Annotated in this window: 28 protein-coding genes; 16 read left to right on the forward strand and 12 right to left on the reverse strand. The window is 34.3% G+C overall.

Features of this window, described 5'->3' with window-relative positions; genetic code table 11:
- Window positions 1-7: 7 nt before the first annotated feature.
- Window positions 8-1,240 carry a 2-oxoglutarate dehydrogenase complex dihydrolipoyllysine-residue succinyltransferase gene (gene odhB / locus NZ853_10720; GenBank protein MCS7206158.1) on the forward strand — a complete coding sequence of 411 codons (1,233 nt, stop codon included), beginning with the start codon at window positions 8-10 and terminating at the stop codon, window positions 1,238-1,240.
- Window positions 1,241-1,286: 46 nt separating this feature from the next.
- Window positions 1,287-2,711: a dihydrolipoyl dehydrogenase gene (gene lpdA, locus NZ853_10725; GenBank protein MCS7206159.1), complete on the forward strand. Its 1,425-nt coding sequence runs from the start codon at window positions 1,287-1,289 to the stop codon at window positions 2,709-2,711.
- Here the strand turns inward: lpdA and dtd are convergent, their stop codons facing one another.
- A complete protein-coding gene (gene dtd / locus NZ853_10730) occupies window positions 2,712-3,218 on the reverse strand; it encodes a D-aminoacyl-tRNA deacylase (GenBank protein ID MCS7206160.1) in 507 nt (168 codons plus the stop codon).
- Window positions 3,219-3,233: 15 nt separating this feature from the next.
- On the reverse strand, window positions 3,234-4,418 hold the full coding sequence (locus NZ853_10735) for a hypothetical protein (protein ID MCS7206161.1): 1,185 nt from the start codon (window positions 4,416-4,418) through the stop codon (window positions 3,234-3,236).
- Window positions 4,419-4,677: 259 nt separating this feature from the next.
- Here NZ853_10735 and NZ853_10740 point away from each other — a divergent pair, with 259 nt between their 5' ends.
- The 6 genes from NZ853_10740 to NZ853_10765 are packed head-to-tail and all read left to right on the forward strand — an operon-like array spanning window position 4,678 to window position 10,313.
- Complete coding sequence (locus NZ853_10740; protein MCS7206162.1) at window positions 4,678-5,445, forward strand: electron transfer flavoprotein subunit beta/FixA family protein; 768 nt, start codon at window positions 4,678-4,680, stop codon at window positions 5,443-5,445.
- A gap of 26 nt (window positions 5,446-5,471) precedes the next feature.
- Window positions 5,472-6,419, forward strand: a complete 948-nt coding sequence (locus NZ853_10745) for an electron transfer flavoprotein subunit alpha/FixB family protein (GenBank protein ID MCS7206163.1) — start codon at window positions 5,472-5,474, stop codon at window positions 6,417-6,419.
- Entirely contained in the window at window positions 6,406-7,002 is a 597-nt protein-coding gene (locus NZ853_10750; protein MCS7206164.1) for a hypothetical protein, read from the forward strand. The genes NZ853_10745 and NZ853_10750 overlap by 14 nt, the downstream gene beginning before the upstream one ends.
- Before the next feature lie 42 nt (window positions 7,003-7,044).
- Window positions 7,045-8,799 (forward strand): hypothetical protein, encoded by a 1,755-nt coding sequence (locus NZ853_10755; GenBank protein MCS7206165.1) that lies wholly within the window; start codon window positions 7,045-7,047, stop codon window positions 8,797-8,799.
- A 45-nt stretch (window positions 8,800-8,844) separates the two neighbouring features.
- Complete coding sequence (locus NZ853_10760; protein MCS7206166.1) at window positions 8,845-9,207, forward strand: RNA chaperone Hfq; 363 nt, start codon at window positions 8,845-8,847, stop codon at window positions 9,205-9,207.
- A 2-nt stretch (window positions 9,208-9,209) separates the two neighbouring features.
- A complete protein-coding gene (locus NZ853_10765; protein MCS7206167.1) occupies window positions 9,210-10,313 on the forward strand; it encodes a glycosyltransferase family 4 protein in 1,104 nt (367 codons plus the stop codon).
- Here NZ853_10765 and NZ853_10770 read toward each other — a convergent pair.
- Genes NZ853_10770 through NZ853_10785 form a run of 4 tightly spaced genes read right to left on the reverse strand, consistent with a single transcriptional unit; the run spans window position 10,283 to window position 13,198 of the window.
- Window positions 10,283-10,663 (reverse strand): polymer-forming cytoskeletal protein, encoded by a 381-nt coding sequence (locus NZ853_10770; GenBank protein ID MCS7206168.1) that lies wholly within the window; start codon window positions 10,661-10,663, stop codon window positions 10,283-10,285. The genes NZ853_10765 and NZ853_10770 overlap by 31 nt on opposite strands.
- Window positions 10,664-10,700: 37 nt before the next feature.
- Window positions 10,701-10,919, reverse strand: a complete 219-nt coding sequence (locus tag NZ853_10775) for a tetratricopeptide repeat protein (protein ID MCS7206169.1) — start codon at window positions 10,917-10,919, stop codon at window positions 10,701-10,703.
- A 13-nt stretch (window positions 10,920-10,932) separates the two neighbouring features.
- Complete coding sequence (locus NZ853_10780) at window positions 10,933-12,393, reverse strand: aldo/keto reductase (GenBank protein ID MCS7206170.1); 1,461 nt, start codon at window positions 12,391-12,393, stop codon at window positions 10,933-10,935.
- Window positions 12,394-12,403: 10 nt separating this feature from the next.
- Window positions 12,404-13,198, reverse strand: a complete 795-nt coding sequence (locus NZ853_10785; protein ID MCS7206171.1) for a hypothetical protein — start codon at window positions 13,196-13,198, stop codon at window positions 12,404-12,406.
- Window positions 13,199-13,392: 194 nt separating this feature from the next.
- On the opposite strand from NZ853_10785, the gene cysS reads away from it, so the two are divergent.
- The 4 genes from cysS to NZ853_10805 all read left to right on the forward strand — a co-directional run bounded on the left by cysS (window position 13,393) and on the right by NZ853_10805 (window position 18,201).
- Window positions 13,393-15,000, forward strand: coding sequence for a cysteine--tRNA ligase (gene cysS, locus NZ853_10790; GenBank protein MCS7206172.1), 1,608 nt, complete (start codon window positions 13,393-13,395; stop codon window positions 14,998-15,000).
- Window positions 14,973-15,776, forward strand: a complete 804-nt coding sequence (locus tag NZ853_10795) for an RNA methyltransferase (GenBank protein MCS7206173.1) — start codon at window positions 14,973-14,975, stop codon at window positions 15,774-15,776. The genes cysS and NZ853_10795 overlap by 28 nt, the downstream gene beginning before the upstream one ends.
- A 63-nt stretch (window positions 15,777-15,839) precedes the next feature.
- Window positions 15,840-17,252, forward strand: coding sequence for an NAD(P)-binding domain-containing protein (locus NZ853_10800; GenBank protein MCS7206174.1), 1,413 nt, complete (start codon window positions 15,840-15,842; stop codon window positions 17,250-17,252).
- Window positions 17,221-18,201 (forward strand): hypothetical protein, encoded by a 981-nt coding sequence (locus NZ853_10805; GenBank protein ID MCS7206175.1) that lies wholly within the window; start codon window positions 17,221-17,223, stop codon window positions 18,199-18,201. The genes NZ853_10800 and NZ853_10805 overlap by 32 nt, the downstream gene beginning before the upstream one ends.
- Here the strand turns inward: NZ853_10805 and NZ853_10810 are convergent.
- Entirely contained in the window at window positions 18,198-18,518 is a 321-nt protein-coding gene (locus NZ853_10810; protein ID MCS7206176.1) for a hypothetical protein, read from the reverse strand. The genes NZ853_10805 and NZ853_10810 overlap by 4 nt on opposite strands.
- On the opposite strand from NZ853_10810, the gene pyrB reads away from it, so the two are divergent.
- From pyrB to NZ853_10825, 3 genes are all read left to right on the forward strand, one after another.
- Entirely contained in the window at window positions 18,498-19,442 is a 945-nt protein-coding gene (gene pyrB / locus NZ853_10815; protein MCS7206177.1) for an aspartate carbamoyltransferase, read from the forward strand. The two genes, NZ853_10810 and pyrB, sit on opposite strands and share 21 nt — an antisense overlap.
- On the forward strand, window positions 19,442-20,311 hold the full coding sequence (locus NZ853_10820) for a lysophospholipase (protein MCS7206178.1): 870 nt from the start codon (window positions 19,442-19,444) through the stop codon (window positions 20,309-20,311). The genes pyrB and NZ853_10820 overlap by 1 nt, the downstream gene beginning before the upstream one ends.
- Window positions 20,312-20,373: 62 nt before the next feature.
- A complete protein-coding gene (locus tag NZ853_10825) occupies window positions 20,374-20,847 on the forward strand; it encodes a hypothetical protein (protein MCS7206179.1) in 474 nt (157 codons plus the stop codon).
- On the opposite strand, the gene NZ853_10830 is transcribed toward NZ853_10825, so the two are convergent.
- From NZ853_10830 to NZ853_10840, 3 genes are read right to left on the reverse strand one after another with little or no spacing between them, the layout of a single operon-like run.
- Window positions 20,844-22,469 (reverse strand): leucyl aminopeptidase family protein, encoded by a 1,626-nt coding sequence (locus tag NZ853_10830; GenBank protein MCS7206180.1) that lies wholly within the window; start codon window positions 22,467-22,469, stop codon window positions 20,844-20,846. The genes NZ853_10825 and NZ853_10830 overlap by 4 nt on opposite strands.
- A gap of 9 nt (window positions 22,470-22,478) precedes the next feature.
- Window positions 22,479-22,955: a thioredoxin-dependent thiol peroxidase gene (gene bcp / locus NZ853_10835; GenBank protein ID MCS7206181.1), complete on the reverse strand. Its 477-nt coding sequence runs from the start codon at window positions 22,953-22,955 to the stop codon at window positions 22,479-22,481.
- Between the two features lie 5 nt (window positions 22,956-22,960).
- A complete protein-coding gene (locus NZ853_10840; protein ID MCS7206182.1) occupies window positions 22,961-23,311 on the reverse strand; it encodes a DUF2203 domain-containing protein in 351 nt (116 codons plus the stop codon).
- Window positions 23,312-23,388: 77 nt separating this feature from the next.
- Here NZ853_10840 and trxB point away from each other — a divergent pair, with 77 nt between their 5' ends.
- Window positions 23,389-24,360: a thioredoxin-disulfide reductase gene (trxB, locus tag NZ853_10845; GenBank protein ID MCS7206183.1), complete on the forward strand. Its 972-nt coding sequence runs from the start codon at window positions 23,389-23,391 to the stop codon at window positions 24,358-24,360.
- An 8-nt stretch (window positions 24,361-24,368) separates the two neighbouring features.
- Here trxB and NZ853_10850 read toward each other — a convergent pair whose 3' ends face one another.
- Window positions 24,369-25,130 carry a hypothetical protein gene (locus tag NZ853_10850; GenBank protein ID MCS7206184.1) on the reverse strand — a complete coding sequence of 254 codons (762 nt, stop codon included), beginning with the start codon at window positions 25,128-25,130 and terminating at the stop codon, window positions 24,369-24,371.
- Window positions 25,127-26,473 carry a threonine synthase gene (thrC, locus tag NZ853_10855; GenBank protein MCS7206185.1) on the reverse strand — a complete coding sequence of 449 codons (1,347 nt, stop codon included), beginning with the start codon at window positions 26,471-26,473 and terminating at the stop codon, window positions 25,127-25,129. The genes NZ853_10850 and thrC overlap by 4 nt, the downstream gene beginning before the upstream one ends.
- Window positions 26,474-26,477: the final 4 nt, after the last annotated feature.

Consider the following 26,477-nt stretch of genomic DNA (forward strand, 5'->3'; position numbering starts at 1 on the left):
AGTGAGTATGAGTATCGCAATCAAAGTCCCTCCATTAGGCGAGTCCATCACAGAAGCAACCATTGCTTCATGGTACAAAAACCAAGGTGATTTTGTAAAGCAAGGTGAAATATTAGTATCATTAGAAAGCGACAAAGTTACGATGGAAGTTCCAAGTCCATCAAATGGAATTCTCATGCAAATTCTCAAGAAAGCAGGAGAAAACGTCAAAATCGATGAGACAATTGCCATCTTGGAAGAAAAACAATCATCTACAATCGAACAACCAAAAAAAGAATCACCAACACCATCTCAAGTAGAGCCTACAAAAAATGACACTCTACCACCTTCAGTCCAACGTTTAGTTGCTGAACAAAAGCTCAACATCGAAGAAATTGAAGGCACGGGGAAAAGAGGTCAAATCACAAAAGAAGATGTAATCAAACACTTAGAGAAGCAAAATAATCAAAAAATGCAACCCAAAGAAGAACCCATCCCCGTTAGTGTCTCCAACGTCTCCAACGTAATGAAAGAAGTACCAACTCTAAAACAAAAAAGAGAATTACGAGAAGAAGTCGTTCCCATGAGTAGGCTTCGCCAGAAGATTGCCGAGCGTTTGGTGCAAGCCCAACATACCGCAGCTATCTTAACCACTTTCAATGAAGCCGACATGTCAAAAATCATGGAATATCGACAAAAATATAATGAACTCTTCCAAAAAAAATACGGAATCAAGCTTGGAATCATGTCGTTTTTTGTTAAGGCTTGTGTTACTGCTCTAAAGGAATTTCCTGCTGTCAATGCCGAGATACGTGATAACAACATTGTCTATAAATATTATTACGATATTGGTGTTGCGGTCGGTGGTCCGAGGGGTTTGGTAGTTCCTGTAGTTCGAAACGCTGATCAACTCAGTTTTGCCGAGATTGAGATGGAAATTGCTCGATTGGCTAATCGTGTTCGGGAAGGAATCATCACCCTCGAAGAACTCGCAGGAGGAACATTTACTATTTCCAATGGTGGGATTTATGGTTCGATGATGTCGACTCCCATCCTTAATCCACCTCAAGTGGGAATTTTAGGAATGCACAACATCATAAAGCGTCCTGTTGTTGTTGATGATCAAATCGTTATACGACCCATGATGTATTTAGCCTTATCCTATGATCATCGTATCATCGATGGAAAAGAAGCCGTTAGCTTTTTAGTCAGAGTAAAAGAATGCGTTGAAAACCCTGAAAGAATGCTATTCGAAATCTAACCTTTTTCTTCGTTGCTTCTAAAAGACCTCTAGACAGGGGAAGCTTATGAACCAAGAAAAATTTGATGTCGTTATTATTGGTAGTGGTCCTGGAGGTTATGTTTGTGCCATACGTTGTGCCCAATTAGGATTTAAGACAGCCATCATAGAGAAAAACCCCACCCTTGGCGGAACGTGTTTGAATATTGGCTGTATCCCGTCAAAGGCTTTGCTTGATAGCACGGAGAAGTTTTATCAAATCCGACATTCCTTCAAAGAACACGGGATCATTGTTTCGGACGTAAAAGTTGATTTATCTCAAATGATGAAACGAAAAGAGCAAGTAGTCAAAGAACTCACGGATGGTGTTCGTTTTTTGATGAACAAAAATAAAATCGAGGTACTTCATGGTGTGGGTAGTATTCACTCACATTCGGAAGAACAGATACAAATCCTAGTTCAAAATGAACAACCTCAAGTTCTCACAACAAAAAATTGTATCATAGCTACTGGCTCAACCTCAATCCTTCCCAAAGATATTGGTATCCCTGTGGATGTTGATGGAGAGCATATTTTGATTTCTGATCATGCCTTATCTTTAAAAGAAATCCCAGAATCAATGTTAGTCATTGGTGGTGGTGTGATTGGATTAGAGTTAGGTTCTGTTTGGAATCGATTGGGCACTAAAGTGACAATCGTTGAGATTTTACCAGACATTCTCTTGGGTTTAGACTCAAAGATGAGGCAGGTAGCCAAAAATGCCTTCACGAAACAAGGAATGAGATTTTTGCTAAATCACAAACTAAAAGAAATCATCATCAAAAATAACAGAGTCATTTCGAAAATAGAAACACCGACAAACGAAATAATCGAAATCGAAACCGAGAAGGTTCTTTTCGCGATTGGTCGAAAACCCTATACGGAAGGTTTGAACTTAGAAGCGTTTGGTATTGAAAAAAACGAACGTGGAAGAATCAAAGTCAACCAACATTACGAAACCAACCGAAAAGGTATCTTCGCAATAGGTGATGTGATTGAAGGACCTATGCTTGCTCATAAAGCCGAAGAAGAAGGAATCGCAGTAGCGAATTATATTGCCAATAAATATTCTCATGTGAACTATGATCTTTGCCCTTATGTCATCTATACTTGGCCAGAGATTGCGTGGGTCGGAAAAAATGAGGATCAACTAACACAAGAAGGAAAAGAATTTCTAGTAGGAACGTTTTTATTTCGAGCAAATGGAAGAGCTAAAGGTATGGGAGAAACCGAAGGACAGGTCAAAATCGTTGCCGATAAAAAAACCGATAAAATCTTAGGGGTTTCGATTATAGGACCTTATGCTTCAGAGCTCTTGGGGGAGGCTGTGATTGCTATGGAATTCGGAGCTTCTTCTGAAGATCTAGGCAGATCTTTTCATTCTCATCCTAATTTGATTGAAGTAATCAAAGAAGCCGCTTTAGATGTGCAAAAAGAAGCCATCCACAAGTAATCAAAATTCCAAGTAAAAAGTCACAGGTCCATCGTTGATAAGGGGGATATCCATCATTGCTTGAAACTTCCCTGTTTGAACGAAGAAATCTAAAGTTTTATCACTTATCGTTTGTTGAAATTTTTCTTTGTATAATTCAAGATAAGACATTTTGAAAATACTACAAAATTTTTCATAATGAGTTTTTGCTTCTTCGATTGGCATCGCATTTGTGAAAGAAGGTCGATTTCCTTGATAGGGATCCCCACAAAGAGTGAATTGGGAAACTAAAAGAATCTGCCCTTGAATGTCGATCACACTCAAATTCATCTTTTTGTTTTCATCTTCGAAAATTCGCAAATTTAAAGTTTTCTTGGCAATTTTTCCGTAATCAATTTCGGTCTTCGTTGTATCCTCTTTGCAAAAACCAATGAATACCAAAAGCCCCTTGTGGATTTTGGCTTTGATGACTTTTTCTTCGGGCAAAAATACAGAAGCTTCTTTTACCCGTTGGATCAAGATTTTCATGGTTGAAAAGAAATACTATAGATTTTGATTGATGAAACGATTGACTTCTGGATCCTCAACCCCCAATTCCCGTGCAGCTCGCAATTCACGAAAAGCTTCTTCTTTTCGTCCTAGTCGTAAATACAGTAAACCGATGTCGTATAAAGCCTTTCCCAAATAGAGCCTTGCTCTTTGTAACTCATCGATTTCATTTTTGATTTTAATGATCATCACCTCTTCTGAAAGCCCACCCGTTCGAATGATTTTATTGACTCTATCCCGTATGCGGTTTAAGATTTCATGTAAAGATCTAACTTGATTTAGCTGTTCAATATGATTTCGTAATTCTATATTTTTCGAAACCAAAAGATCGTATTTTTCCATTAAAAGTTGATATTCTTTTTTCAAACTTTCCAGCTCTTCTTGCTGATTCATGATTGTGGGATTTTCAATAATCATTTCTGTTAAGCGTTGGATTTCTTTTTCTAAGATTTGATTTCTTGAGCGCTCTTGGAGAAGTTCCTTTTGAAGTTGACTCGATTGATTTTTATAATTTTCAATTTCTTTTTTGTATTCCATGGGGATATTTTGGATTTCTTTATATCTCTCTAGTTCGATTTCTAAATTAATTTTCTCTTTTTCTAGTTTGTGGTATTGCCATGATAACTCACCAAAATTTTCAAATATCTCCTGAAAAATTTTTTGTGAATCATAGTTTTTCCATGACTTGGGAACTTGTAATTTTCGCTTGAGTTTTTGGATTTGTTGGAGCCAAATTTCTTTTTCATGAGAATCTTCTTTTTCTTCTTTCGGTACTCGTTTTGATTTATTTTTCAGCTTGATTTCTTTAATAGTTTCAATTGTTGCAAGGGATAAAGATTTATCAAATGTTTCGGTATACAACTCTTCCCAAAATTTTTGAAGATAATAATACGTCACATAAGGATGCTCATATCTGCCTAGTTGGTTTTCTAACCAATTTCTTAATTTATATTCCACACATTGCAACCTATCAAAAATAGAGTAACAAAAGGGGACATAAACAGTGTTATCTCTTCTTAGTATGAATTTTTTGGGAAATTTATCAATTGATTCCTCTGGCCAAAGTAAATCTTTTGTTGAAAGATTCAAAATGAATTCATGAAATTCTTTTTTTAACTCATGATTGTAATATATTTTATCCCATTCAATATCTTTTTCTTTTTTTTTCAATTGTTTCATAATTTTTAATTATTATCGGTTTTGATTTCTTTCTTAATTTATCATATTTTTTTTCTTTGTCAAATCCTGATAATATGTCTATTCAAACAACACGCAATGTCAATATTGCTTCTTACACGCAAAAATTCATTCTCTTTTTATCTTCTTTATCTTCTTGACAAGTTATTTTTGTTTAAAGAATTAGTCCAAGAATTACAATCAAAATATCTAAATGAATCTTATTCATTTAGGTATTGATAATAACTTGTAGGAGTGGATTATGAAGATTGCTGTTCTGATTAAGCAAGTTCCTGACACTGAAACCCAAATTAGTGCTAAGATTTCTGGCAATAAAATCAATGAAAGTGGTATTAAATGGATTGTCTCCCCTTTTGACGAACACGCATTGGAAGAAGCCCTACGTATTCGAGAAAAGCATAAAGCCGAAGTTGTTGCCATTTCATTGGGACCAGACCGAGTGCAAGAAGCAATCCGAACCGCTTATGCTTTCGGAGTTGATAAAGGTTTACATATTCGTGATACTTCCTACAATACACTTGATATTTTCTACACAGCAAATGTTTTAGCTGCAGTTTTGAAAAAAGAAAATCCTGATGTAATCTTAACCGGACACATTGCTATTGACTCCCAATCTTCTATGGTTCCAGCAATGATTGCTCAAATTTTAGGTATTCCCAACATTAATAATGCGATCAAAGTTGAAATCCAAAATTCAAAAGTCAAAGTAACAAGAGAAATTGAAGGTGGTATTGCTGATGTAGAAACAGAATTGCCTGTTGTCATAACAGCAACAAAAAAACTTAACGAACCTAAATACCCTACATTAAAAGGAATTCTAGCCGCAAAGAAAAAAAACATTGAAGTGATTGAAGTCGATACTTTGGGCTTAAATATTCCCAGAATCCAGATCATTTCCATAGAACCACCACCGCCAAGACCACCTGGAAGGATCATTGACGGTGAAACACCAGAAGCTAAAGCCAAAGAACTAGTTCGGCTTTTACGAGAGGAAGCAAAAGTGATATAACTAAAGAATTCATCAGGAGGAAAGAAATGTCAGTAATCACAATCGCTGAATTAAAAAATGGAAGCCTCAAAAAAATATCAAAGGAATTAGTTTCAGCTGGAAGAAAACTACAAGATCAAGTTACTGCTATACTTATAAATGGAACAGAACAACATTCCCAAGAACTCTTTCAAGCTGGTGCCGATAACGTAGTCAAAATCGATGGGAAAGAATACTCAGCGGAAGCATGGGCAAATATAATTACAGCTGTTGCCAAAGAAAAAAGTGCCAAGGTGATTTTAATTCCTCATTCAATCCTTGGGAAAGATTATGCTGGTAGAGTCGCTATACAATTAGGAGCAAACATTATTGCTGATGTTGTTGAAATCAAAGGCAATATTGAATCAATCCAAGTAAAAAAGCCCATTTATTCAGGAAAAGCCTTTGCGAATATCCAAGTTCCTACTCCGATCGTTGTTACAATCCGACCCAATACCCAAGAATTAATAGAAAATTATCAAGGTCCGAAAAACTTAGAAGTCAAAGTGATTGATGAAGGTAATGTTAAAGCAAAACTTACAAATATTCAACAAGTTGAAGCAGGAAAGATTCAATTAACAGAAGCTTCTATTATAGTTTCGGGTGGACGTGGAATAAAAGGACCAGAAAATTGGCCAGTACTTCAAGCATTAGCTGATGTATTGGGTGCTGCCTTAGGAGCAAGTCGAGCTGCCGTTGATGCAGGATGGATCGATCACAGTCATCAAGTTGGACAAACAGGAAAAACTGTATCCCCTAATCTTTATATTGCTTGTGGTATTTCGGGAGCTATCCAACATTTAGCAGGGATGGGATCTTCCAAGATCATAGTAGCCATCAACAAGGACCCTGATGCTAATATCTTTAAAGTTGCAACTTATGGTGTTGTGGATGACTTATTTAAAGTTGTCCCAGCTATGACTGAAGAAATCAAAAAATTATATGGAATATCATAGAAGGGATGTTCCCTTCTTGAAATTGAACATGAGGCGAAAGTTTCTCACATTTTTTCTTATTCTGTTTTTTCCTGTTTATGTAAAGGCAGATGTATTAGAGGAATTGGTTCATCAATTTCAATCCTCTACATTTAAGGCTCATTTAGCAATTGAACTTAATCAACAAACTATCAAAGGAGAAATCTATTACCAAAAGGGGAATATCCACTTTCGATTGAATGATGGTCGAGTGATTGCCGGAAATGTGAAATCAATCCTTGTGTTTGATCCATCAACAAAGGTAGCAGGAAGACAAGACAGAGAAGAGGGAGGTGGATTAAGTTGGATCCTAAAATATCCATATAACATCCAGGGCAACAAAGCCATCATAGAACCACCTTCAAAAAAACCTTACGAAAAAATCATTATTACTTGGAATCATAATCTATTCCCTACTAACATACAATTCATAAACAAAGATAAAACATTGACTTACCGTTTTTCTCAAATTGTTCTTTTAAATAATATATCATCAAGTATGTTTTCTTACAAACCACCGGCTGGTTCAAGAACTGTTGACAATCCTCTTAATCTGAGAAATTGATTAACAAAAGAAACATTCCTTTAGTCTAATTTATAGTAAATTATGAATGAACCTCTAACGAAAACACAAGCCTATAAAATTTTTGGCGAGCTCTACAAAAAACCTCGTCCACCAGAATTGAAAAGTAAAGTCGATGAAATTGTTCAAAAATATTCAGATATCTTTGTTCGCATTCAAAAAATCCAAGAATTGGACCTTCAATATCAAAAAGAAAAAGAAAGAAAAAGCTACATTGAACAAGATAATCCACCAACTATTGATGTGCCTAAAATCAATGGAAAATTACAAAAAACCAAATCAAAAACAAATTTTCTTAATAGCTTATTCAAAGGTGGTGAAATACCAAGATGGGGAGAGAGGACAGGAACGTTAATTCATGGTATATTTGGTCTAAATTTAAAATTATCTCCCAACGTAGAACGCAGTTTTAATTTGTTTGAGGAAAAACAAATTATTGATTTTTTAAAATCCGTTTCTTTTTTTATTCACAAGGGATGGGAAGACTTTCCCCCATCAAAATACAATATCATCATCACTCTTTATCAGTTTCTTCAAGAATATTTGAAAGTGCCTGTTCTATTCCGAAAGCAAGACCCTGTTTCTGTGATAATACAACAAACATTAAAAATGCAAGTTCTATATGCTAATTTACTTCTATTCCCGGATTTGAAAAAGATGCTTGAGGAAGAATTTATAGATTGGCTAAAAAAACAAAAAGAGGTAACTCCTTACTTAGCAAATACCATTTCTGTATTGAGAATTCTATCAACGTTAGAGAATCGAAGACCAAAGTTTACTGATATTATCTTGTCATTTTATGTTTTGGAAAGAAGAAAAATTTTAACATGGCAGGATCTCCTAAAAGAATTAAACATAAGAAAACCTGTAGTTGATAGATATAGAGCACCTGAAAAAATATTGAAGATCATCCATCAAAGAGTTGAAAAATTAAAACTTGAAATTCAAAAAAGAGAGGAGAAAATCAAAGACATACAATACATAAAAAATAAATACTTTCTTATCAATGAAAATGGAAGAATAAACACTGAATTTCTTAATAATATTGTATTTTATGTTTTGCGAAGACAATATGGTGAGCAAAGAATTACAAAAGAATTAATTAAAAACTATATTTCAGAGCCACATAGATTATTAGGAATTATCACACAAGATTTTGACATAAATTTTGCTAATTTCTTTTCTTCCACCGTAACAATTCAAGATGTAAAAGGTCAAAGTTTGGATGTAAACATTTTTAAACCAAATGTTTTTAAGAAAGAAATGGAATTATTTTCGGAAATTCTTTCAGAATTGAATGAATTTCTAAAGCAATACAAAAATGCCCAAATCAATTTCCATAATTTTTATGCAGCAATGAAAAACAAAGGTAGTGATATTATATATCAAAACCTTATTAAGATTGTACTTAAATTCAGCACATTTTCTAATCGAATGGTAAATTTTCTAAAAGTCGTTATAGCAAATCACGAAGAAGCAGTAGAATTAGAATCAAAAGGTAAGCTAAAAGAATCAGTTGTGAGAAGCAAATTCATTCCTATTGAGGAAATAGTAATAGAACCGAGATTTCTACCTTATGCAGACTCAAAAATCATTGCTATTGGAAGAATCAATAATATGACCGTCAAAAATGGATTAGAAGAACTGGTGAAAAATCTTTACAATTATCTTTATTTATTCCGAGACCAAAACTTATTACATAATTTATCTTCTGTTACGAGATTGGAGTCCGAAATCCAATTATATAAGAAAAAGTTATTGCAATATGGAATTGAGTAAAAAACATACCTTATTGAAAGCATCTTAGTCTTTGAGGATCAAGAAATGCCAAAGAAATTTGGAGCTGTAGAACAAAACCAAGTCATAAGCAAAGCGAGAAAAAGAAGACTTCCTGTTCAAATCTTTCTCAAAAATGGAAACATCATCTTTGGGAAAATCATTCGCTATGATGTCTTTTGTCTTTTAGTAAAAACATCAAAAGCAAATATGATCATTTATAAACATGCCATATCCACAATTATACCTCATAAGAAAAAAAAGAAATCCAAAAAAAAGAAAGAAAAACAGCAAAAACAAACCAAAAAAACCATGCCCACCAAAAAAATCATCACTAATAAAAACTCCATACATCGATATAAGAAAGAACAAAAAATCAATAAAAAACCTCCCTTAGGTCCTCAAAAATAAAGATGCCTCACTTGGTTGCGGTTGACGGAAGACCTTTAAGTTCTCCTGTTAGTGGTATATCTAGATTAATAAGTAAAATTATTGAAAATTTTGATATGGATTTTGAATTTCATTTGTTTTCTCATCTACCAATTCATGATGATTTTAAGTTTTTATTAAAAAAACCCAATGTAGTGTGGCATGAAAATCAATCTCTTTTTAAAAAAGGTGGTTCTTGGTATATCTTTCATTTCCCTAGGGAAATTCGAAAACTGAAACCCAAAATTTATTGGGGAACTCAACAGACAATTCCTCCTTTTTTGTCAAAAAACATAAAAAAGGTCCTTACAATTTTAGATTTTGTTTCTTATTATTATCCGGACTCCATGAGAAAGATTGCCCTTTTTCAACAACGACTCCTCATGAGGCAGAGCTTCCAAAAAGCAGATTTTTTTATTAGTATTTCTCATCAAACTCAAGATGACTTAGTAAAGTTATATCTAAAAAACCATAAGAAACATCTAAAAGTAATCCATTTGGGGTTTGATCCTCCAAAAGAGTTTTCTAAAGAAATTCCCATTTCTATCAAACAACCCTATATTCTTTCTGTATCCACTATTGAACCACGAAAAAATTATACTACCCTATTAGAAGCGTATTATCAATATTATCAACAAGAAAAAGAACAAGCCTATAGTTTAGTGATAGTTGGGAAAAGAGGTTGGGAAACTTCGTCTTTTTATAAAAAACTAGATGAGTTCACAAAAAAAACCCAATCCATCTATGTTCTTGATAACATTAATGATCAGCAACTATATTCTTTGTATTATCATGCGGCGTTTTTCTGTATGCCTTCTCTTTACGAAGGTTTTGGTTTGCCGGTATTAGAAGCTCTGAGTTTTCAAAAACATGTTATCCTTTCGGACATACCTTGCTTCAAAGAAATCGCAAAAGACTACGGTATATTTCTATCACCTTATGATACAAAAGCTTGGGCAGAAACGATAAAAGACTTTGTTCAACTTCATAGGAATCAAAAGCTTCCACCTGTTAACTTCCCTACTGAACTGTGGAGTTGGAAAAAGGTTGCTCAAAACTATAAAGAAGTTTTTAATTCATTGATTTGATCTTCAGTTAGCATTTCACAATTACCATCGAAAATCACACCTTCGGCAATATACAACCTTGATGTGCGAATGTTTCCAATGATTTTTCCTGTGTTAAGCATTTCGATTTTTTCAAAAGCCTCAATGTTTCCAATCACTTCGCCTCCTATTATTACTGTGCCTGCTTTGATGTTTGCTTTTAATTTCCCTTTTTCTCCAACAATCAATGTTCCTTTAGAACGGATTTCTCCTTCAAAATAACCGTTTATCAACAAAGGCTTTTCGAACTCTAATATACCGCTAAAATGCGTTCCCTCTTCAAAAATTGTTTGTATATTGGTATTTTCCGTCAAAAGGGTTTTCTTTGCCATTGATTCAAATTTTTAAAAGGAATGAGAATAGCAAATACTATTTTGTCTTCATAACGAAGACTCCATCCCAATCTTCTGGTGGAGGATTTTTTATGTATTCTTTGCATCTTTCGATGTAAAGGAGGGATGGTCCATCATTAGGGACAATTTTTAAAGCTTCTTCGAATTCTTTTAGGGCTTCTTCCCATCTTCGTTTTTTGTATAAAGACAAGGCTTTGTTGTATTGTTCAAGTAAACGTTTTTGAGTTTCCGTCATAAATTTAAGTTTTCTATTTTTTTGATTTTGCATCAAGGATTTTTTTGTCTGTCAAAGGGAAAGTAAATACTTCCAGCATTTGTTGAACGTAGGACACTTTTCTCATTCCTATCAAAACCGTTGAAATCCCAAAATTCAATAACAAATAAACAACTTGAAGAGACAAAGGCATCTGACTCAAAACTGGATGAAGTTTTGCTAACGTCCTTTCAATCTTTTCCATCTTGAGGTGATTTTTATAGAGAACATACTTCGGCAAATACCCTAAATATGCATTCAAATACTTTATATACATATCAAATATAATTTTTATCTCGGAGTTTTGAAGTTTATGGATTTCTAAGAAAAACCGAAGCTGAGATACACTTTTACGAATATAATGAGAAATTTCTTTTATGAATTCAAAGACAACTTCAGGGTCCTCAATACGATCTCGATAAAATTTTAACACCTCATAGGGGGAAAGCTCATCTCGATATTCAAAATATTTAGAAGAAAGTTCTTTTCTAATTAAATCCTCAAGATAAAGGATTTGTTCTTCTAAAAAAGAAAGATAAGTCTCGGGTTCTTTATCTTGTTCAAAATTCCTTTGGGGTAGTGTTGCAAAACGAAAAACCTTTTCTTTAAAAATAGCATTAAACGGTCTTTGGGATATGACCCAAAGGTTTTTTTCATTTGCTAAATCAATAAGAGATTTCCCTTGATAGGGAAGATAAGAAGACTGAAATCCAGTTTCTAATAAATTGGCAGGAAATTGTAAAACTTTAAAACCTTCTTTGGCAATTTTCATGATTTTAGTAAAATCGAGGAATTCTGGATGATTTCGTGGATAAACTAAACCATTTGATGAGATTCCATAATAGCGTATGAGTTTTTGGGATCGTAATTTTTCTAAAAAATCAAAAGCAGACTCTATTTTTTTCAAAACGACTTTTTCGTCTTCGTGGACTTTCAAAAGCAATTCGGGATTATTTAATAAAAAAACATCCAATGTTCGGAGTTTTAAACGTTTCAAAGAAAGTTGGATTTGAAGTTCCAAAAAATCAGGATGAATGCAATAATAAAGCCTGTCCCCCAGAAGAAACATGTCTCGAAACTTCTTTTCTGAAAACAATTTGATTTGCTTCCCTTGATGATAACCGGCTTTTGATATGATAACCACCTCATCTCTTTGGATGCGCTTAGCTTGAAGTAACTCATTTAAGACGTTGCCAATCAGAACTTCAGCTCCACCATCAGAAAAATTGCTTGCGGTATCAATCACATTCACTCCACCAAGAATTGCTTCCCTTATGGACTCAAAATGTTCTCTTTTTTGATAATGAACTCGGTAAGTGCCAAAACCTATCAATGAAGGAAAAAAATCAAGATGAGGTATCTTTCGAAATAGAGTTGTGTTTTGATATTGTGGGTATCTTTTTAAGATTTTTTCAAAATAACGTTTAGTGCCCTCCTCAGTAGCATAGTCAGTCATTGAAATACTTTTACTTTTTCTCTAATTCCTTGATACGATTTTGAAAATACTGCGCTGTTTCATAACGTTCTTCTAAAATAGCGTAATATTTCTGAAGATACAAATTTGCGAGCTGAAGATTTTGATCCTCTATGGCTTTTTCGAAGTTGATAATATCAATCTCAGGATGATAGTTTTTGATGAACGTTATATAAGGTTGGTATTTTTCTATTTCTTCTTTAGAAATTACTTTTTGTTTTTTTGAGGGTCTTCCTCTTTTGTTTTTTTCTTTTTGATTGATGAGTTCTTCTAATGTTTTGAGACTTATTTCTAAGTTTAGGTTTCTTTCGGGATTTGATTTTTTCCTTTTTTGATTCACTTTTTGGTGAACCCTTTTTTTGTTTAGTGAAATTTGCTCTAAATCAAACAAGAAATCAAAAATGGCAATATCTTGTTCTTGAAATTGCTTTGCATATTTTTTTTGATAAGCATCCACATACTCTTGAACTACTGAATTAAGCATTTTCATTCTTTTTTTTAAATATTCATCTTCATCTTCATCCTCAGGCATTCTAAAATCTTCTAATTGAATGACATCACAATTTTCGATAAATTCTATGGTTTGAAAAAACAACTCCTTATCAGGAAAGGTTGAAACAGGAAAAACCACAACAGGATAGTTGTAAGAATGAGCTGAGAGTGGACTTACAACAATGTGAACGGCTAAGATCTTTGCTTTTGGGTCAATTGGATTATAACCTTTGACTTCACTAAAGGCTATCAAATTCCCCGATGGAGAATCTAAATTCCCTTTGATTAATTTCATACGTTCTACTAATTTATATTACGGAAATGAATAGTCAAGACTTTTCATAAAAGCGAAAATTTTAAATCTATAGGTTTTGATTTTTTAGGTTTAAATTTTTGAAAAAAACGACTAAATAATTCACTCCATTATCTTTTAGATAAAAATTATATTTTTTCTTGACGAATAATCTTACGTTCTTTTTTTTTCTTTTAATGAAGATATTCAACACTCTTACTCAACAAAAGGAAGAATTTGAACCCCATGATCCTTATAATGTCAAAATCTATAACTGCGGTCCGACAGTTTATAACTACAACCATATCGGAAATTTTCGTTCATATGTTTTTGTCGACATTTTGAGAAGATACCTAAAATTTCGAGGTTATGTGTTGAATCATACTTCCAATATAACAGACATCGATGATAAAATCATCCAAAATGCTATAAAAGAAAATAAAAGTATTTATGAATTCACGAGTGTTTATACCCAAGCATTCTTAGAAGATTTACAAACATTGAATATTGAACCAGTGGAACATCGTCCCAGAGCTACTGACTACATTCCTCAAATGATTGAAATCATAAAAGAACTCGAACGTCATGGACACATATATACAGTCGATGGGAGTGTTTATTATCGGATCTCTTCTTTTCCTGACTACGGAAAGCTATCCAAAATTGATAAGGCAAGTCTGATGGCAGGAGCTTCTCAAAGATTCGATGTTGATGAATACACAAAAGAAGATGTTCGAGACTTTGCTCTGTGGAAAAAACCCACGATGGAAAATGAGCCAAGGTGGAACTCGCCTTATGGAGAAGGAAGACCAGGTTGGCATATTGAATGTTCAGCCATGATACGGGGTATCTACGGCAAAGGTGGGATTGATATTCATATTGGCGGTGTGGATTTGATCTTTCCTCACCACGAAAACGAAATTGCCCAAAGTGAAGGTGCATACCCAAATGAAAACTTCGTCAAGTATTGGATGCACAACGAACACTTACTTGTAAACGGGAAAAAGATGTCCAAATCACTGGGGAATTTTTACACTTTACGGGATTTAGTGACAAAAGAAGGAGTCCAAAAGCTTTTAGAAGAAAATCGAGCTCCTGAGTGGTTATTAGATTTAGTCAACAACGGTTCAATCGCAAAAGCAATACGATATGTCCTTTTAGCTACCCACTATCGACAAAAACTCAATTTCACTTTTGATCAAGTTGAACAAGCCCACACGAATATCACCAAAATACAAAATACCATTAATCGAATTCTCAAAGTATTGAAGGACCTTTACTCAGAAGAATGGAACACCGAAAAGTTGATTCAAGTTTACGAAAACAAGAAACAACAAGATCCCCATCCTCCGGGTAGAAAAAACGAACAATTAGTTTCTTCTGATTCACCAGCATATAATCCATTAAAGAACTTTATCGAAGCAATGGATGACGATTTGAACATCTCGAAGGGTTTAGCTGCTTTGTTTGATTTGATTCATGAAGTCAATTTACTTCTTGATAAGATTGAACTTCAAAACATCCAACAACCTGAGTTTCAACAACACTTGAAGGATTATCTTTTAGTTCTCTACGCCATCAATACGGTTCTTGGATTATTTGATTTTGATATTTCTTTATCCTCACAGCTGAGTGTAGAAAAAATCCAATGGATTGAGTCCAAAATCCAAGAGCGAAACTTGGCAAGAAAACAAAAAGATTTTTCTAAAGCTGATCAAATCCGAGAAGAACTCAAAAAAGAAGGGATCATCTTACTCGATACCCCCACTGGAACGAAATGGGAAATTCTCCAAAACAAATCTTAGGTAAAAAAGGATGTTTGGAGTTCCTCAAACTTTATTCAAAACATCCTGAACACTTCGAAGTAGAAAAGATTTTTGTAAAACCCAACTTTTCCAAAGAAATCTTAAAAGAAATTTGTAAATTTAAATTAGAAAATAAAATCGAATACAAATCCATTGATGAGCTGGATCAAATTACAAAAGAAAATCATCAAGGTATTATTCTTTACTTTCATGAGAAAAAAGAAGTTTTGATCTCTTTAAAAAACGGAAAATCCAGACCACCAAAAACCATAGCAATCAAAAAACTTCTACGAGATTATCCGGGAATTTACGTTCTTACTGACAATGTTCAAGATCCCCACAACTTAGGAAGTATTATTCGAAGTTCAGAAGCTCTTGGTGCGATGGGAATTTTTATCACAGGGAAAGGAGCTCGCATAAATGACACAGTCCAAAAAGTGGCCACCTCTTCTCTCATCTACATTCCAGCATTTGAATATGCAAATGCTCTTAACCTCATCCTTGAGGCAAAAAAGCAATCCTATTGGATATTAGCTACCTCTCCCAAAGAATCAGAAAAAACCATTTTTCTTTATGAGATGCATAAACTACCCAAAGATCAAAAATACATTTTGATGGTTGGTTCTGAAGGCGATGGCATCAAAGACATCTTATTAAAAGAAGCGGACTTTTGGTTAAAAATCCCTCAACTTGGTCACACCGAATCATTGAACGTCCACCAAGCTTTATCCATCACACTATATAAATTAATAGAATACTTATACTATTTATCCTAAAAACATATCAAAATATCGAAAAAAAATTGACTCTAAAGTCAAAATCTATATAATCTTAAAGTTATGGAAGGCAAAATAAAAGTGTGTATTATTGGTGCCGGAGCTTCAGGAATTACTGTAGCAAAAGCCATGAAGGATCTAGACATTCCTTTCGATTGCTTTGAAAAAGGGAGTGATATTGGAGGAAATTGGAGATTTGGAAATGATAACGGAATGAGTAATATTTATAAATCTTTACATATCAATACACATCGAGACAGAATGCAGTATGCAGATTTTCCCATGCCCAAAAGTTATCCTGACTTCCCAGGACACGAATTAATACTAAAATACTTTCAAGACTACGTTGATCATTTTGATTTGAGAAAGCATATTATATTTCGAACTGGAGTCGAAAAGGTTGAACCAATTGTGAAAGAAGACTTTGTTGTTTGGAAAGTTACTACTGATAAAAACGAAACCCGATTTTACGACGCAGTTGTGGTGGCAAATGGACATCACTGGTTTGAGCGTTGGCCAAATCCTCCTATTCCTGGAACAGAAAACTTCAAAGGGGTGATCTTTCATAGCCATAAATACGTGGACCCACAAAACCCAGTGAACTTAATTAACAAAAAAGTAGTGATCTTAGGGATGGGCAATAGCGCTATGGATATAGCTTGTGAACTTTCCAATAAAGCCATCAGTAAAAAAGTAATCTTATCTTCTCGTAGAGGTGCATGGATCATACCCAACTACATGTTTGGATTTCCTACAGATAAATTTCCTGGATTGATGCCGCCTTTTGTTCCCTATAAAATACAAAGAAGCATTTTTAGTTTGTTGTATAGGATCGCTATTGGAGATTTAAGAAAATACAACCTACCAAAACCAGACCACAAAATTGGAGAAGCTCATCCTACGATTTCACAGGATCTTCTTGTTCGCATGGGACGAGGGGATATCCTATACAAACCCATGATCACTAAATACGAAGGCAAAACTGTTTTCTTCGCTGATGGAACATATGAAGAAGACGTAGATGCCGTCATATATTGCACTGGATATGATGTGAAATTTCCATTTTTCGACGACTCGTTGATACAACTTTTACAAATCCAAGGGAATGATGTACCCTTATACTATCGTTTATTTACTCCGATTTTTGAGAACTTGTTTTTCGTTGGGCTCATTCAGCCTTTAGGAGCTATCATGCCAATCGCAGAACTTCAAGGGAAATGGATTGGTAAATATCTTATGAATCAATATCAACTTCCTCAAAAAGAGAAAATGTGGAAATGGATTGAAGACTATAGAAATTATGTTAAAAAAAGATACGTTGCTTCTCCAAGACATACCATGCAAGTGGATTTTGATGTTTTCCTATGGCACATGAAAAAAGAAATTAAAAAAGGAGAAAAAAGAGCAAAAATAAACCCAAAAATCAATGTGAAAGCTTTATCTTATGAATTTGATCAAGCAGTTTCGAAAGTATGAACTCTTAATTATCCTGATTTTGACACCTCCTTTATATGCTGAATGCAATTTCGAACCAAACTCCGACGAAGGCTATGTTCAGATTTGGAATTACCATCATCATTCAGATTTGTTTCACATTTACATAACCTTTATGGTTAGTAATTTGGGGGATGGTGATTTTAACAATGGCGTGACTCTTTTTCTTGTGGATAAAAGAAACCATCAAAAATACCTAAAAGCGCTGGAGTTCACAAATCAAAACCTCAGAGCTACACCCAAAAAATGGGAAATCACTTTAGAAAAGGACAATGCCTTCTTTCTCAAAAACCATGAAATTTATATCAAAGCTAACTCAGGAGAAGATAACCCCATACTTCAATTTGATATTGCTATCCCTTTAGCCAGAATCCACAATCAAAAACATTCTCTAACTATAAACGATCAAAGTGTGGATTTCGAAATTTTGTTTTTAAATCCTCAAAAGATCAGCTTTGATTATTACGAAAAAAAAATTAGTCTCTATGGGAAACAGGGTATCGAATGCCTTTTATCAAAATCCAATCCTTTAAAAATTGCTGATTCCATTCACTTTTTAAGAAGCCTATTGCCGGAACCAGAGAATCAAGCTTTTCTATTTTTGATTGAAAAGAATAATTCTTTAATTCAGGGAAAAACTTTCTTTGGTGGTATAGTAAATGATTTTGAGATAACAAAAACTCAAGAAATCTTGAAACACCATGGATTTTTTATTAAAAACCAAGATTGTGAATGGAAATTTCAATCCTTGACTTCTATTGGTTCTTTTGAAGTTCTCCAAAACGTTTCTTTAATCTTGAGGTATTTTCTGAAACTTATTGGTATCAATCCAGAGATTGTGTATTCTTTAGCCGACACAGTGATTGAATGTGAAAAAAAATCAAAAATACACAAACTTCCTGATTTGCATTATACACAAATACGTTTTTAATACAAATACTTTTTCTTATATGGTAGACAAACGACTTCTCTTTGAATCCCACCATCTTCAAGAAACACAATTTTTCTTGCCACTTGCATATTTTTAAGTAAACATTCTCTGCATTTAAACACATCGGGTATTAATTCGCATAAACGCAAATCATAAATTTCATATACGAAAAGAATTTCTTTTCTTTGTGATTTTGATACATTTGGTGCTTTTTGATTCCCATCAAAATTCAAAATCATCGCAGAGAGAAAAAGGATTTTCAAAAATTTTGCTTTTAGATTTATGATCATGGCTAAATGAGATGGGATTTTCCACATAAAGATATTATCGATCCTGATCAATTTTCCAAAAAAGACTTAGAGCTCATCATTCAAGTCACAGACTATATCGTAAAGTTAAGAAAGCTCAAAAAAAACTTGAATGTGTTAAACGATTACATCATGGCATCGTTATTTTTTGAGTCTTCAACACGCACAAGATTGAGCTTCGAAACTGCCATGCTGAGATTAGGTGGCAAAGTCATAAGCACAGTGGGATTTCAATTCTCCAGTATAAGCAAAGGAGAAACGCTTTATGACACTATGAAGATGATTGAAGCTTATGCTGATATAGCTGTCATCCGTCATCCTGTTGAGGGATCAAGTCGAATCGCCGCAAGTGCAGTATCCATCCCAATCATTAATGCCGGTGATGGGGCAGGGCATCATCCCACTCAAGCCCTACTGGATCTCTACACAATCTATAAAGAAAAAAACACGATTGATGGTTTGAAGATTGCCTTTATTGGTGATTTGAAATTTGGAAGAACTATCCATAGTCTCGTTAAACTCCTCACTCATTATTCAGTAGAAATGGTTTTTATTTCTCCCGTGGATTTAGCAATTCCTGATTCCTATCGAAAAGATTTGAGAAAAAAGGGGATTGAATTCGAAGAAACCGAAGACCTAAAAGCCTTCTGGGATTGTGATGTAGCATATGTAACGAGAATACAAGAAGAAAGATTCGTAGACAAAGACGAATATGAACGTCTGAAAAATACTTACGTTGTCAATAAATCCATGGTACTGGCATCGAAAAGAAATACCATGATCATGCATCCTCTACCAAGAGTGAATGAATTATCCACAGATGTGGATGATCTACCTAATGCAGTTTACTTCAAACAAGCAAGGTATGGTGTTGATATTCGGATGGCATTATTGGTTTTGTGTCTTCATGCGGATTTACCTGAAATTGATTGATGGAAACTTATAAGATTGTTGAATTTTCTTTAGAAGGTTTAGATGGAATCAAACTATTTTGTAAGGGCTGGGAATCTCCTGATTTTGATCCTGAAAAAGTCATAGTTTTTCATCACGGTTTAGGAGAACACTGTGATCGTTATCAGAATCTCATAAACTTTTTTCGGGACCAGAATTACTCATTTTTCAGTTATGATGCAAGAGGTCATGGCAGATCCACTGGAAGGAGAGGAGACTCTCAAAGTATAATGGATTTTGTGTTTGATTTAGAAAATTATATTTATTTTATAAAAAGAAAATATAATATTTCTAAACCTTTTCTTTTGGGACATTCTTTCGGAGGCTTAATTGCTACTCTTTTTACCATACAACATTCCAATCAAGAGGAACTACAAGGATTGATCCTCAGTTCTCCAGCTTTTAGAATCCACACTAACATCATTCAAGCCCTCAAAGTAGCTGCGGGAGAGGTATTGTATTTCATTAAGCCTGATCTTGTCCTCAGAACGAGCCTCAAACCAGAGGATTTATCCCACAATCGAAAGGTCGTCGAAGAATATCGAAAAGATGCTTTCGTTCATTCTTTTTTGAGTGTTCGGTTAGGAGTTGAAATGATTCATACTTTCTCAAAAATCAAACATCGTTTGAAGAAAATCAAAATCCCTGTTTGGATTGCTCATAGCACAGAGGATAAAATTACGAATTACCTTGGAAGTAAAGAACTCTTTAACCTCATTTCTTCTGAGAAAAAAACCATCAAGCTATACAAAGGATTTCGCCACGAACTCTTCAATGAAGTTTCAACAGTTCCCTTAGAAGATTTAAAACATTGGATACAAGAATTAGAAAAAAACAAAAGTCTAATTTAAGTTTTAGATTTCAATAAAATTGAATTGACAAATTTTACAAAAGTAATATTTGCTAAAACATAATGAAAGAAAAAAACTACAAAAGAGCTACCATCAAAATTTCTAAAAAAGCAACGTTCATTTATGATGCAGAAAAGAGACTTTTAATTTCTGTTAAGAATTCTCAGAGTAAGAAAAATGATTATTTGATGTTTCAGTATAACTTACAGGTAGTTCTACCGGAATACAAAATAAGCAAAAAAGTATATATACAAAAGATCATGGAATTACTTTCCCCTTCTGAGTTGGCACAAAGAATCATTGAATACAAAAGCCAACATCCTGAAATCACACTAAAACAAGCTTTGAACGAAACAGAATTTCATCTAATTCAAGAAATTTCGGGGAAAATCATTGGTTCTGATGATGATCCTACGAGAGTTTATGAATTTTTAGGAAATGTTTTAAAAGAGACTTCCAAAGAAATGGATAAATTATCAAGTAAATTTGTTGAAGAATTATCAAAAGAACTCTTTAACAAGGGAATAGAACTTTAATCTTTCTCTAAAATTTTCATAAAAGTATTCATGAACTTTAATCCCCATCCAGTTGCGCCCTTTTGATTTTCAGGACCGAAATTTTGCCATGCGGTTCCTGCGATGTCAAAATGAGCCCATGGTACATAGTTAGGAACAAATTTAGATAAAAATCGCATAGCTGTAATGGTTCCTGCTGGTTTTCCACCAATGTTTCGTATATCTGCTATATCGGATTTTAATTGTTCGTCATAGATAGACCAGTGCGGCAACCTCCAGACTCTTTCCAAAGAAAGACGACTTGCCAATTCGATTTTTTGGTATAAAGTATCTGAAGCTGTCATCACACCAGCTGCGAAATGCCCTAAGGCTATAATACAAGCACCTGTCAATGTAGCAAAATCTAAAACAACGCTAGGTTGGTAAACTTTGATGCCATAAGATAGAATATCCCCCATCACCAGACGACCTTCTGCATCTGTATTTTGGATTTCTACTGTTACGCCATTCCAAGCTCGATAGACATCTCCGGGACGAGACGCATTTGCATCGGGTATGTTTTCAGCAAGTCCTAACATTCCGATCACAGGGTATTCAATTTTCAAAAAACTTGCTAAGATGACGGAAAATAACACGAGGGCACTACCTGCCATATCGTATTTCATCTCATGCATTTCTTGAGGGGGTTTTAAAGAAATTCCCCCTGTATCAAACGTTATTCCCTTTCCGACAAGAAGTAAGGGTCTCTTTTTTTTGTTTTTTCCCTGATACTCTACTATCACAATTCTTGGTGAAACAGAAGATCCTTTCCCAACAGCTAAAACCCCTTGAAAACCCATTTTTTCTAATTGTTTATCTTTAATTACTTTAACTGAGAGATTTTGATTTTTTAGTTTGGCTACATAGTTTTTTACAAATTGTTCGTAAGTCTCCGGATTCAGTTTATTCCCAGGAAGAGATGTTAAAAATCGATAGGTATTGGTCAAATCACTTAGATTTTTTGCTTCTTTTATGATATCTGCAAATTGCTTGGAATTATACAAAACCTGAAATCCAATATCTACTTTGGTTTTCTTTTGGTTTTTTTGATTTTTTTTATAAATTCCTAAAGAAAATCCTCCCAATTCAATTGCATAAATGATGGTTTTGACTAATTCTTCAATTGAATAATTCACAACGTAGTCAAAAAAAATTCGATCTTTTGCTTCGTGCTCTTTTGAAATTCCATATATCCAAGGATCATTTTGGGAGTCTTTATCAAGAGAGGAGAATTCTAATAAAACCTCTTCAAGATAAAAAGGGATAAAGATATTGATTTCTTCTGGTCCTGAATTTGCCAGATGATATCCGAGAATTCGAAAGGAAGAAAGGATTACCTCTGGATGAAATTTTTTCTTTTCTCCTAAACCCAAGAAAATCCAATTTTTATGAGAATAAACTTCTCCAACTTTTTTATTGAAAAAGATTCCTTTAGGTAAAAATTCTTCTTCTGTTTGAAGTGCTTTTTTCAACACCTCATCAGAAGTTTCTACAAAAACTGGAATCAATGTTGGAGCATTAGATAAAACATTCGGATGGAAGTGAAAGATAGATTTTGGTACTTCAAAAATTTCTTGCTTTTTGTTTTGTATTTTTTTAATCATATGATTACCTCATGTATTTCCCTTTAAGTCTGCAAGGATATCTAAAGCGTGGGTTTCTACCTTTACTTTCGGATAAACCTTGATGATTTTTAAATTCTTGTCGATAATAAATGTCGTTCTTTGAATTCCCATAGTTGTCTTTCCATACATTTTTTTCTCCTTCCAAACTCCAAAGTACTCAGCTAATTCTTTTTGTTCATCGGATATAAGAGGAAAATTCAATTGGTATTTTTCTTTGAACTTTTGATGGGAACTCACGGAATCAGCAGAAACCCCAACAACGTTGTAACCTAAGTTTTGAAGTTCGCTTATGGCATCACGGAAACCGCAAGCTTCTTTTGTGCAACCTGGGGTTAAATCCTTAGGATAAAAATAAAGAATTATTCCTTTCTTCCCTATGAGTGAGGATAACTTGACGTTTTTTCCATCATCAAGGATTACAGAAAAGTCATTGATTATGGTATTTTCTTTTAGTATTTCCTTCATAGACATTAAATTCCATCTTTTATGGGTCTTCTTCCACGAAAACCAGATTCATAATCGTGTTCATACAAAATATCTGGTTCGTTATACTTCCAACAATAATACCCTTTCCCGTGATCAAAGTCAATCAGCCATAAGCCTTTTACTTCTACCTTCATATCGATCATCTTCATGATCCAAATTCGAATAAGATTTTGAATTTCCTCTTCTATTTGTTCTTGCTCAAACTCAGGTAAGATATTTTCCATCTTTCGTTGCAAACTCTCGACTTTACGGTAGTATTCATCTGTGATTTTATAAATGATAGGGAATACTTCTCTTGCTTCTTCTAAGGTCCAAATTTTCTTTTTTTGTTCCACAATACCACTTAAAAAAAAAAAGAAAAAAAAACAAGAAAAGAATGACACAAAAGCAACATAGATTTTCACAGGATATTATGGAACTTACAAATAAGGTTCATAAAGTTGTTATTATTGGAAGTGGACCTGCTGCTCATACAGCTGCAATTTATACGGCAAGAGCAAACTTATCCCCTATTATGTTTGAAGGTTTCATGGCTGGCGGTATTGCCGCTGGAGGACAGCTCACAACAACAACCGAAGTAGAAAACTTTCCCGGGTTTCCAGAAGGAATTTCTGGACCAGAACTCATGGAAAGAATGAGGAAGCAATCCCTCAAGTTCGGAACAACCATAATCACGGAAACCATTACAAAAGTGGATTTCTCTGAACGTCCCTTCAAGCTATGGCGAGAAGGCTTAGAAGATGATGAACCTGTTTTAGCTCAGTCTGTGATTATTGCAACGGGAGCTACGGCAAAAAGATTAGGTATCCAGGGTGAGGAAACCTATTGGCAGAAAGGGATTTCTGCCTGTGCTGTTTGTGATGGCGCATTGCCGATTTTTCGAAACCGACCTTTAGTAGTGGTTGGTGGTGGGGACTCCGCTTGTGAGGAAGCTACTTTCTTAACAAAGTTCGGTTCGATTGTATATATGGTTCATCGAAGGGATAAACTGCGAGCTTCTAAAATCATGCAAGAAAGAGTCTTCAAGAACCCCAAAATCAAAATCATTTGGAATTCCGTAGTGATTGAGGCTTTGGGTAATGAGGTATTAGAAAAAGTCAAAATCAAAAACGTCATTACAAATGAAATTCATGACTTAGAAGCAAATGGGCTTTTTTATGCCATTGGACATAAACCAAACACAGATCCATTTCGAGGTTTTCTTGATCTTGATGAGGACGGCTATATCATAACTAAGCCGGGAACTACCCAAACAAATATTCCTGGGGTTTTCGCTGCTGGTGATGTTCAGGATAAAAAATATCGTCAAGCCATTACGGCTGCTGGATCAGGTTGTATGGCAGCTTTGGAGTGTGAAAAATACTTAGAGTCTATCAACGACTAAGAATTTTATTAAAACCTTAGATATATTTTTTTTGAATGTATCTTTTTTCTCAGTACATGTGGTTTGATGGAAAACCTTTCACAATATTCAGAAAATCGCTGACGTGGAAGGGAGTAGTTGTTTTTAAACGGGATATACAATCGAGAGACAGTTTTTACAAAATGAACACCCTCTTTGACACAAAAAATGGCAAAATGCCTCTCACTAAAACCTAATTGCTTTAGGATCATGATCACAATCAAAATCCCCATACCTGCGCCTTCTTCCGTATCACTCTTTTGTAAATAATAGTCATATATATTCAGATCTTGCTTGCTTTCTCGAAACTTCCTTCTAATCCTTTTTTCTTCTTCTTGTAGAAGGATACCTTCATTTAAAACATGGATAATCAGAACTTTATCATCAAATGAAAGAAAAACTTCAAAATAATTATCAAAATCATCAATTTTTGTTTCAAAATCTTCTATTTTTACAAAGTAGAGTATGTGTTTTAGAATTCTTAATGCCTTTTTGTAGTCATTTTTATCATTGGGATTTAGTTTATATCTTTGGATTATCCACTTTTTGATATTCGCTTTTATGGAATTCTGAATGAGTTCTTTGAGCATCATATCAATCGAAATTAGTTGTGCTGCAGAGATTCTTTTACTTAGTTCATTTTCATAGATTTCTTTTAGTTGCTGATCGATTTGAGGCGTTAAAACCTTACCTTGGATATGAATATTTTTGAAAAAAAACTTCAAATCAGGGTATAAATCCAGAAAATTCATGAAATTTGATTGAGTTTCTTTTCAATCACAAGTTTGATTTTGTCTAAATTTGGTTCTAAAACTAAAGGTTCATTAGTAAACCTTGATTTTACATCGGGGATTTGTTTTTTGTGGTAATTTAACTTAAATTCAGTAAACTTCAAGCCATGAGCAGTGGATATGACCACTACTCGTTCTTTTGGTAAGATAATGTTTTTTCTTCGAAGCTTATCTAATGCAACAAAGGCTACGGCAGTGTGTGGGTCTAAATACATCCCAAATCGATCTATATAACCTGCCATATTTGCCAATTCGTCCTCCGTAGCTTCCTCGACCACACCATCCGTAAGAAGTAGAGCTCTTTTTGCTCGTTTGAAGCTTACGGGATTTCCAATTTGGATTGCGGATGCTAAGGTATTTTTCGCCTTAATGGGTTCAAAGGTTTGGAATTGATTGAGAAAACTCCTATACAATGGATTTGCATTAGCACTTTGCGCAACGGCTACACGAGGCAATCGGTTTATGATTTGGGTTTCTTTTAAAAGAAGGAGTCCTTCCACTAAAGCAGAGACATTCCCCAGATTTCCTCCTGGTATTATAAACCAATCAGGAGCTTCCCACTGTAATTGTTGGATGACTTCTATCCCCACTGTTTTTTGTCCTTCAATTCGTAAGGGATTCAGGGAATTTGCTAAATAAATCCCTAGGTCCTTATCCATAGTAATTTCCTGAACTAATTTCATACAACCATCGAAATCTGTTTCTAAGCTCAACACAAGAGCTCCATTAGAGATAGGCTGTATTAGTTGAGCCAAAGAAACCTTATCTTTTGGAAGGAAGATAATCACAGGGATTCCAGCATAAGCTCCATAAGAAGCGAGTGCGGCACTGGTATCACCAGTTGAAGCACAAGAAATTGCACGAATTGGTTTTCCCGCAAAAATCAATTGCTTTACATGACTCACCAATACCGTCATTCCTAAATCTTTAAAAGAACCTGTATGAGACACTCCACTTTGTTTTATCCAAAGTTCTTGTAAGCCTAGTTCCTGAGCATATTTAGTTAATGGAATAAGGGGAGTAGCACCTTCTCCTAAAGAAACAATATTTTCTTCTTTCACGAAGGGTAGAACCCATTCTTTCTTCCCCCAAACCCCCGAGTTGTAAGGATAATTTCCTTTGCGAAAACGCTCATCAAATATGCTTTTCCATTCTATAGAAGATCGTTGTTTGATTGCTTCAATATCATGCTTAACATCTAATAATCCATTACAGGAAGGACAGCGAAATATGACTTCATCAATAGGGTAAACTTGATGACAATCCATGCATTGCAAATAAGCTTTTAGTTCTAAAGTTTTCATAAGT

This window comes from Leptospiraceae bacterium, assembly GCA_025059995.1.
Classification (GTDB): domain Bacteria; phylum Spirochaetota; class Leptospiria; order Leptospirales; family Leptonemataceae; genus SKYB61.

Coding starts and splice junctions, on each gene's coding strand:
- NZ853_10760 (MCS7206166.1), top strand. CDS start 8,845: ATGCCAAAGAAATTTGGAGCTGTAGAACAAAACCAAGTCATAAGCAAA.
- NZ853_10810 (MCS7206176.1), bottom strand. CDS start 18,518: ATGTGGAAAATCCCATCTCATTTAGCCATGATCATAAATCTAAAAGCA.
- NZ853_10750 (MCS7206164.1), top strand. CDS start 6,406: ATGGAATATCATAGAAGGGATGTTCCCTTCTTGAAATTGAACATGAGG.
- NZ853_10755 (MCS7206165.1), top strand. CDS start 7,045: ATGAATGAACCTCTAACGAAAACACAAGCCTATAAAATTTTTGGCGAG.
- NZ853_10765 (MCS7206167.1), top strand. CDS start 9,210: ATGCCTCACTTGGTTGCGGTTGACGGAAGACCTTTAAGTTCTCCTGTT.
- cysS (MCS7206172.1), top strand. CDS start 13,393: ATGAAGATATTCAACACTCTTACTCAACAAAAGGAAGAATTTGAACCC.
- pyrB (MCS7206177.1), top strand. CDS start 18,498: ATGAGATGGGATTTTCCACATAAAGATATTATCGATCCTGATCAATTT.
- NZ853_10805 (MCS7206175.1), top strand. CDS start 17,221: ATGAATTTGATCAAGCAGTTTCGAAAGTATGAACTCTTAATTATCCTG.
- NZ853_10820 (MCS7206178.1), top strand. CDS start 19,442: ATGGAAACTTATAAGATTGTTGAATTTTCTTTAGAAGGTTTAGATGGA.
- NZ853_10785 (MCS7206171.1), bottom strand. CDS start 13,198: ATGAAATTAATCAAAGGGAATTTAGATTCTCCATCGGGGAATTTGATA.
- dtd (MCS7206160.1), bottom strand. CDS start 3,218: ATGAAAATCTTGATCCAACGGGTAAAAGAAGCTTCTGTATTTTTGCCC.
- NZ853_10740 (MCS7206162.1), top strand. CDS start 4,678: ATGAAGATTGCTGTTCTGATTAAGCAAGTTCCTGACACTGAAACCCAA.
- bcp (MCS7206181.1), bottom strand. CDS start 22,955: ATGAAGGAAATACTAAAAGAAAATACCATAATCAATGACTTTTCTGTA.
- NZ853_10770 (MCS7206168.1), bottom strand. CDS start 10,663: ATGGCAAAGAAAACCCTTTTGACGGAAAATACCAATATACAAACAATT.
- NZ853_10745 (MCS7206163.1), top strand. CDS start 5,472: ATGTCAGTAATCACAATCGCTGAATTAAAAAATGGAAGCCTCAAAAAA.
- NZ853_10850 (MCS7206184.1), bottom strand. CDS start 25,130: ATGAATTTTCTGGATTTATACCCTGATTTGAAGTTTTTTTTCAAAAAT.
- NZ853_10795 (MCS7206173.1), top strand. CDS start 14,973: ATGGGAAATTCTCCAAAACAAATCTTAGGTAAAAAAGGATGTTTGGAG.
- NZ853_10830 (MCS7206180.1), bottom strand. CDS start 22,469: ATGATTAAAAAAATACAAAACAAAAAGCAAGAAATTTTTGAAGTACCA.
- trxB (MCS7206183.1), top strand. CDS start 23,389: ATGGAACTTACAAATAAGGTTCATAAAGTTGTTATTATTGGAAGTGGA.
- lpdA (MCS7206159.1), top strand. CDS start 1,287: ATGAACCAAGAAAAATTTGATGTCGTTATTATTGGTAGTGGTCCTGGA.
- NZ853_10775 (MCS7206169.1), bottom strand. CDS start 10,919: ATGACGGAAACTCAAAAACGTTTACTTGAACAATACAACAAAGCCTTG.
- NZ853_10735 (MCS7206161.1), bottom strand. CDS start 4,418: ATGAAACAATTGAAAAAAAAAGAAAAAGATATTGAATGGGATAAAATA.
- NZ853_10825 (MCS7206179.1), top strand. CDS start 20,374: ATGAAAGAAAAAAACTACAAAAGAGCTACCATCAAAATTTCTAAAAAA.
- NZ853_10800 (MCS7206174.1), top strand. CDS start 15,840: ATGGAAGGCAAAATAAAAGTGTGTATTATTGGTGCCGGAGCTTCAGGA.
- odhB (MCS7206158.1), top strand. CDS start 8: ATGAGTATCGCAATCAAAGTCCCTCCATTAGGCGAGTCCATCACAGAA.
- NZ853_10780 (MCS7206170.1), bottom strand. CDS start 12,393: ATGACTGACTATGCTACTGAGGAGGGCACTAAACGTTATTTTGAAAAA.
- thrC (MCS7206185.1), bottom strand. CDS start 26,473: ATGAAAACTTTAGAACTAAAAGCTTATTTGCAATGCATGGATTGTCAT.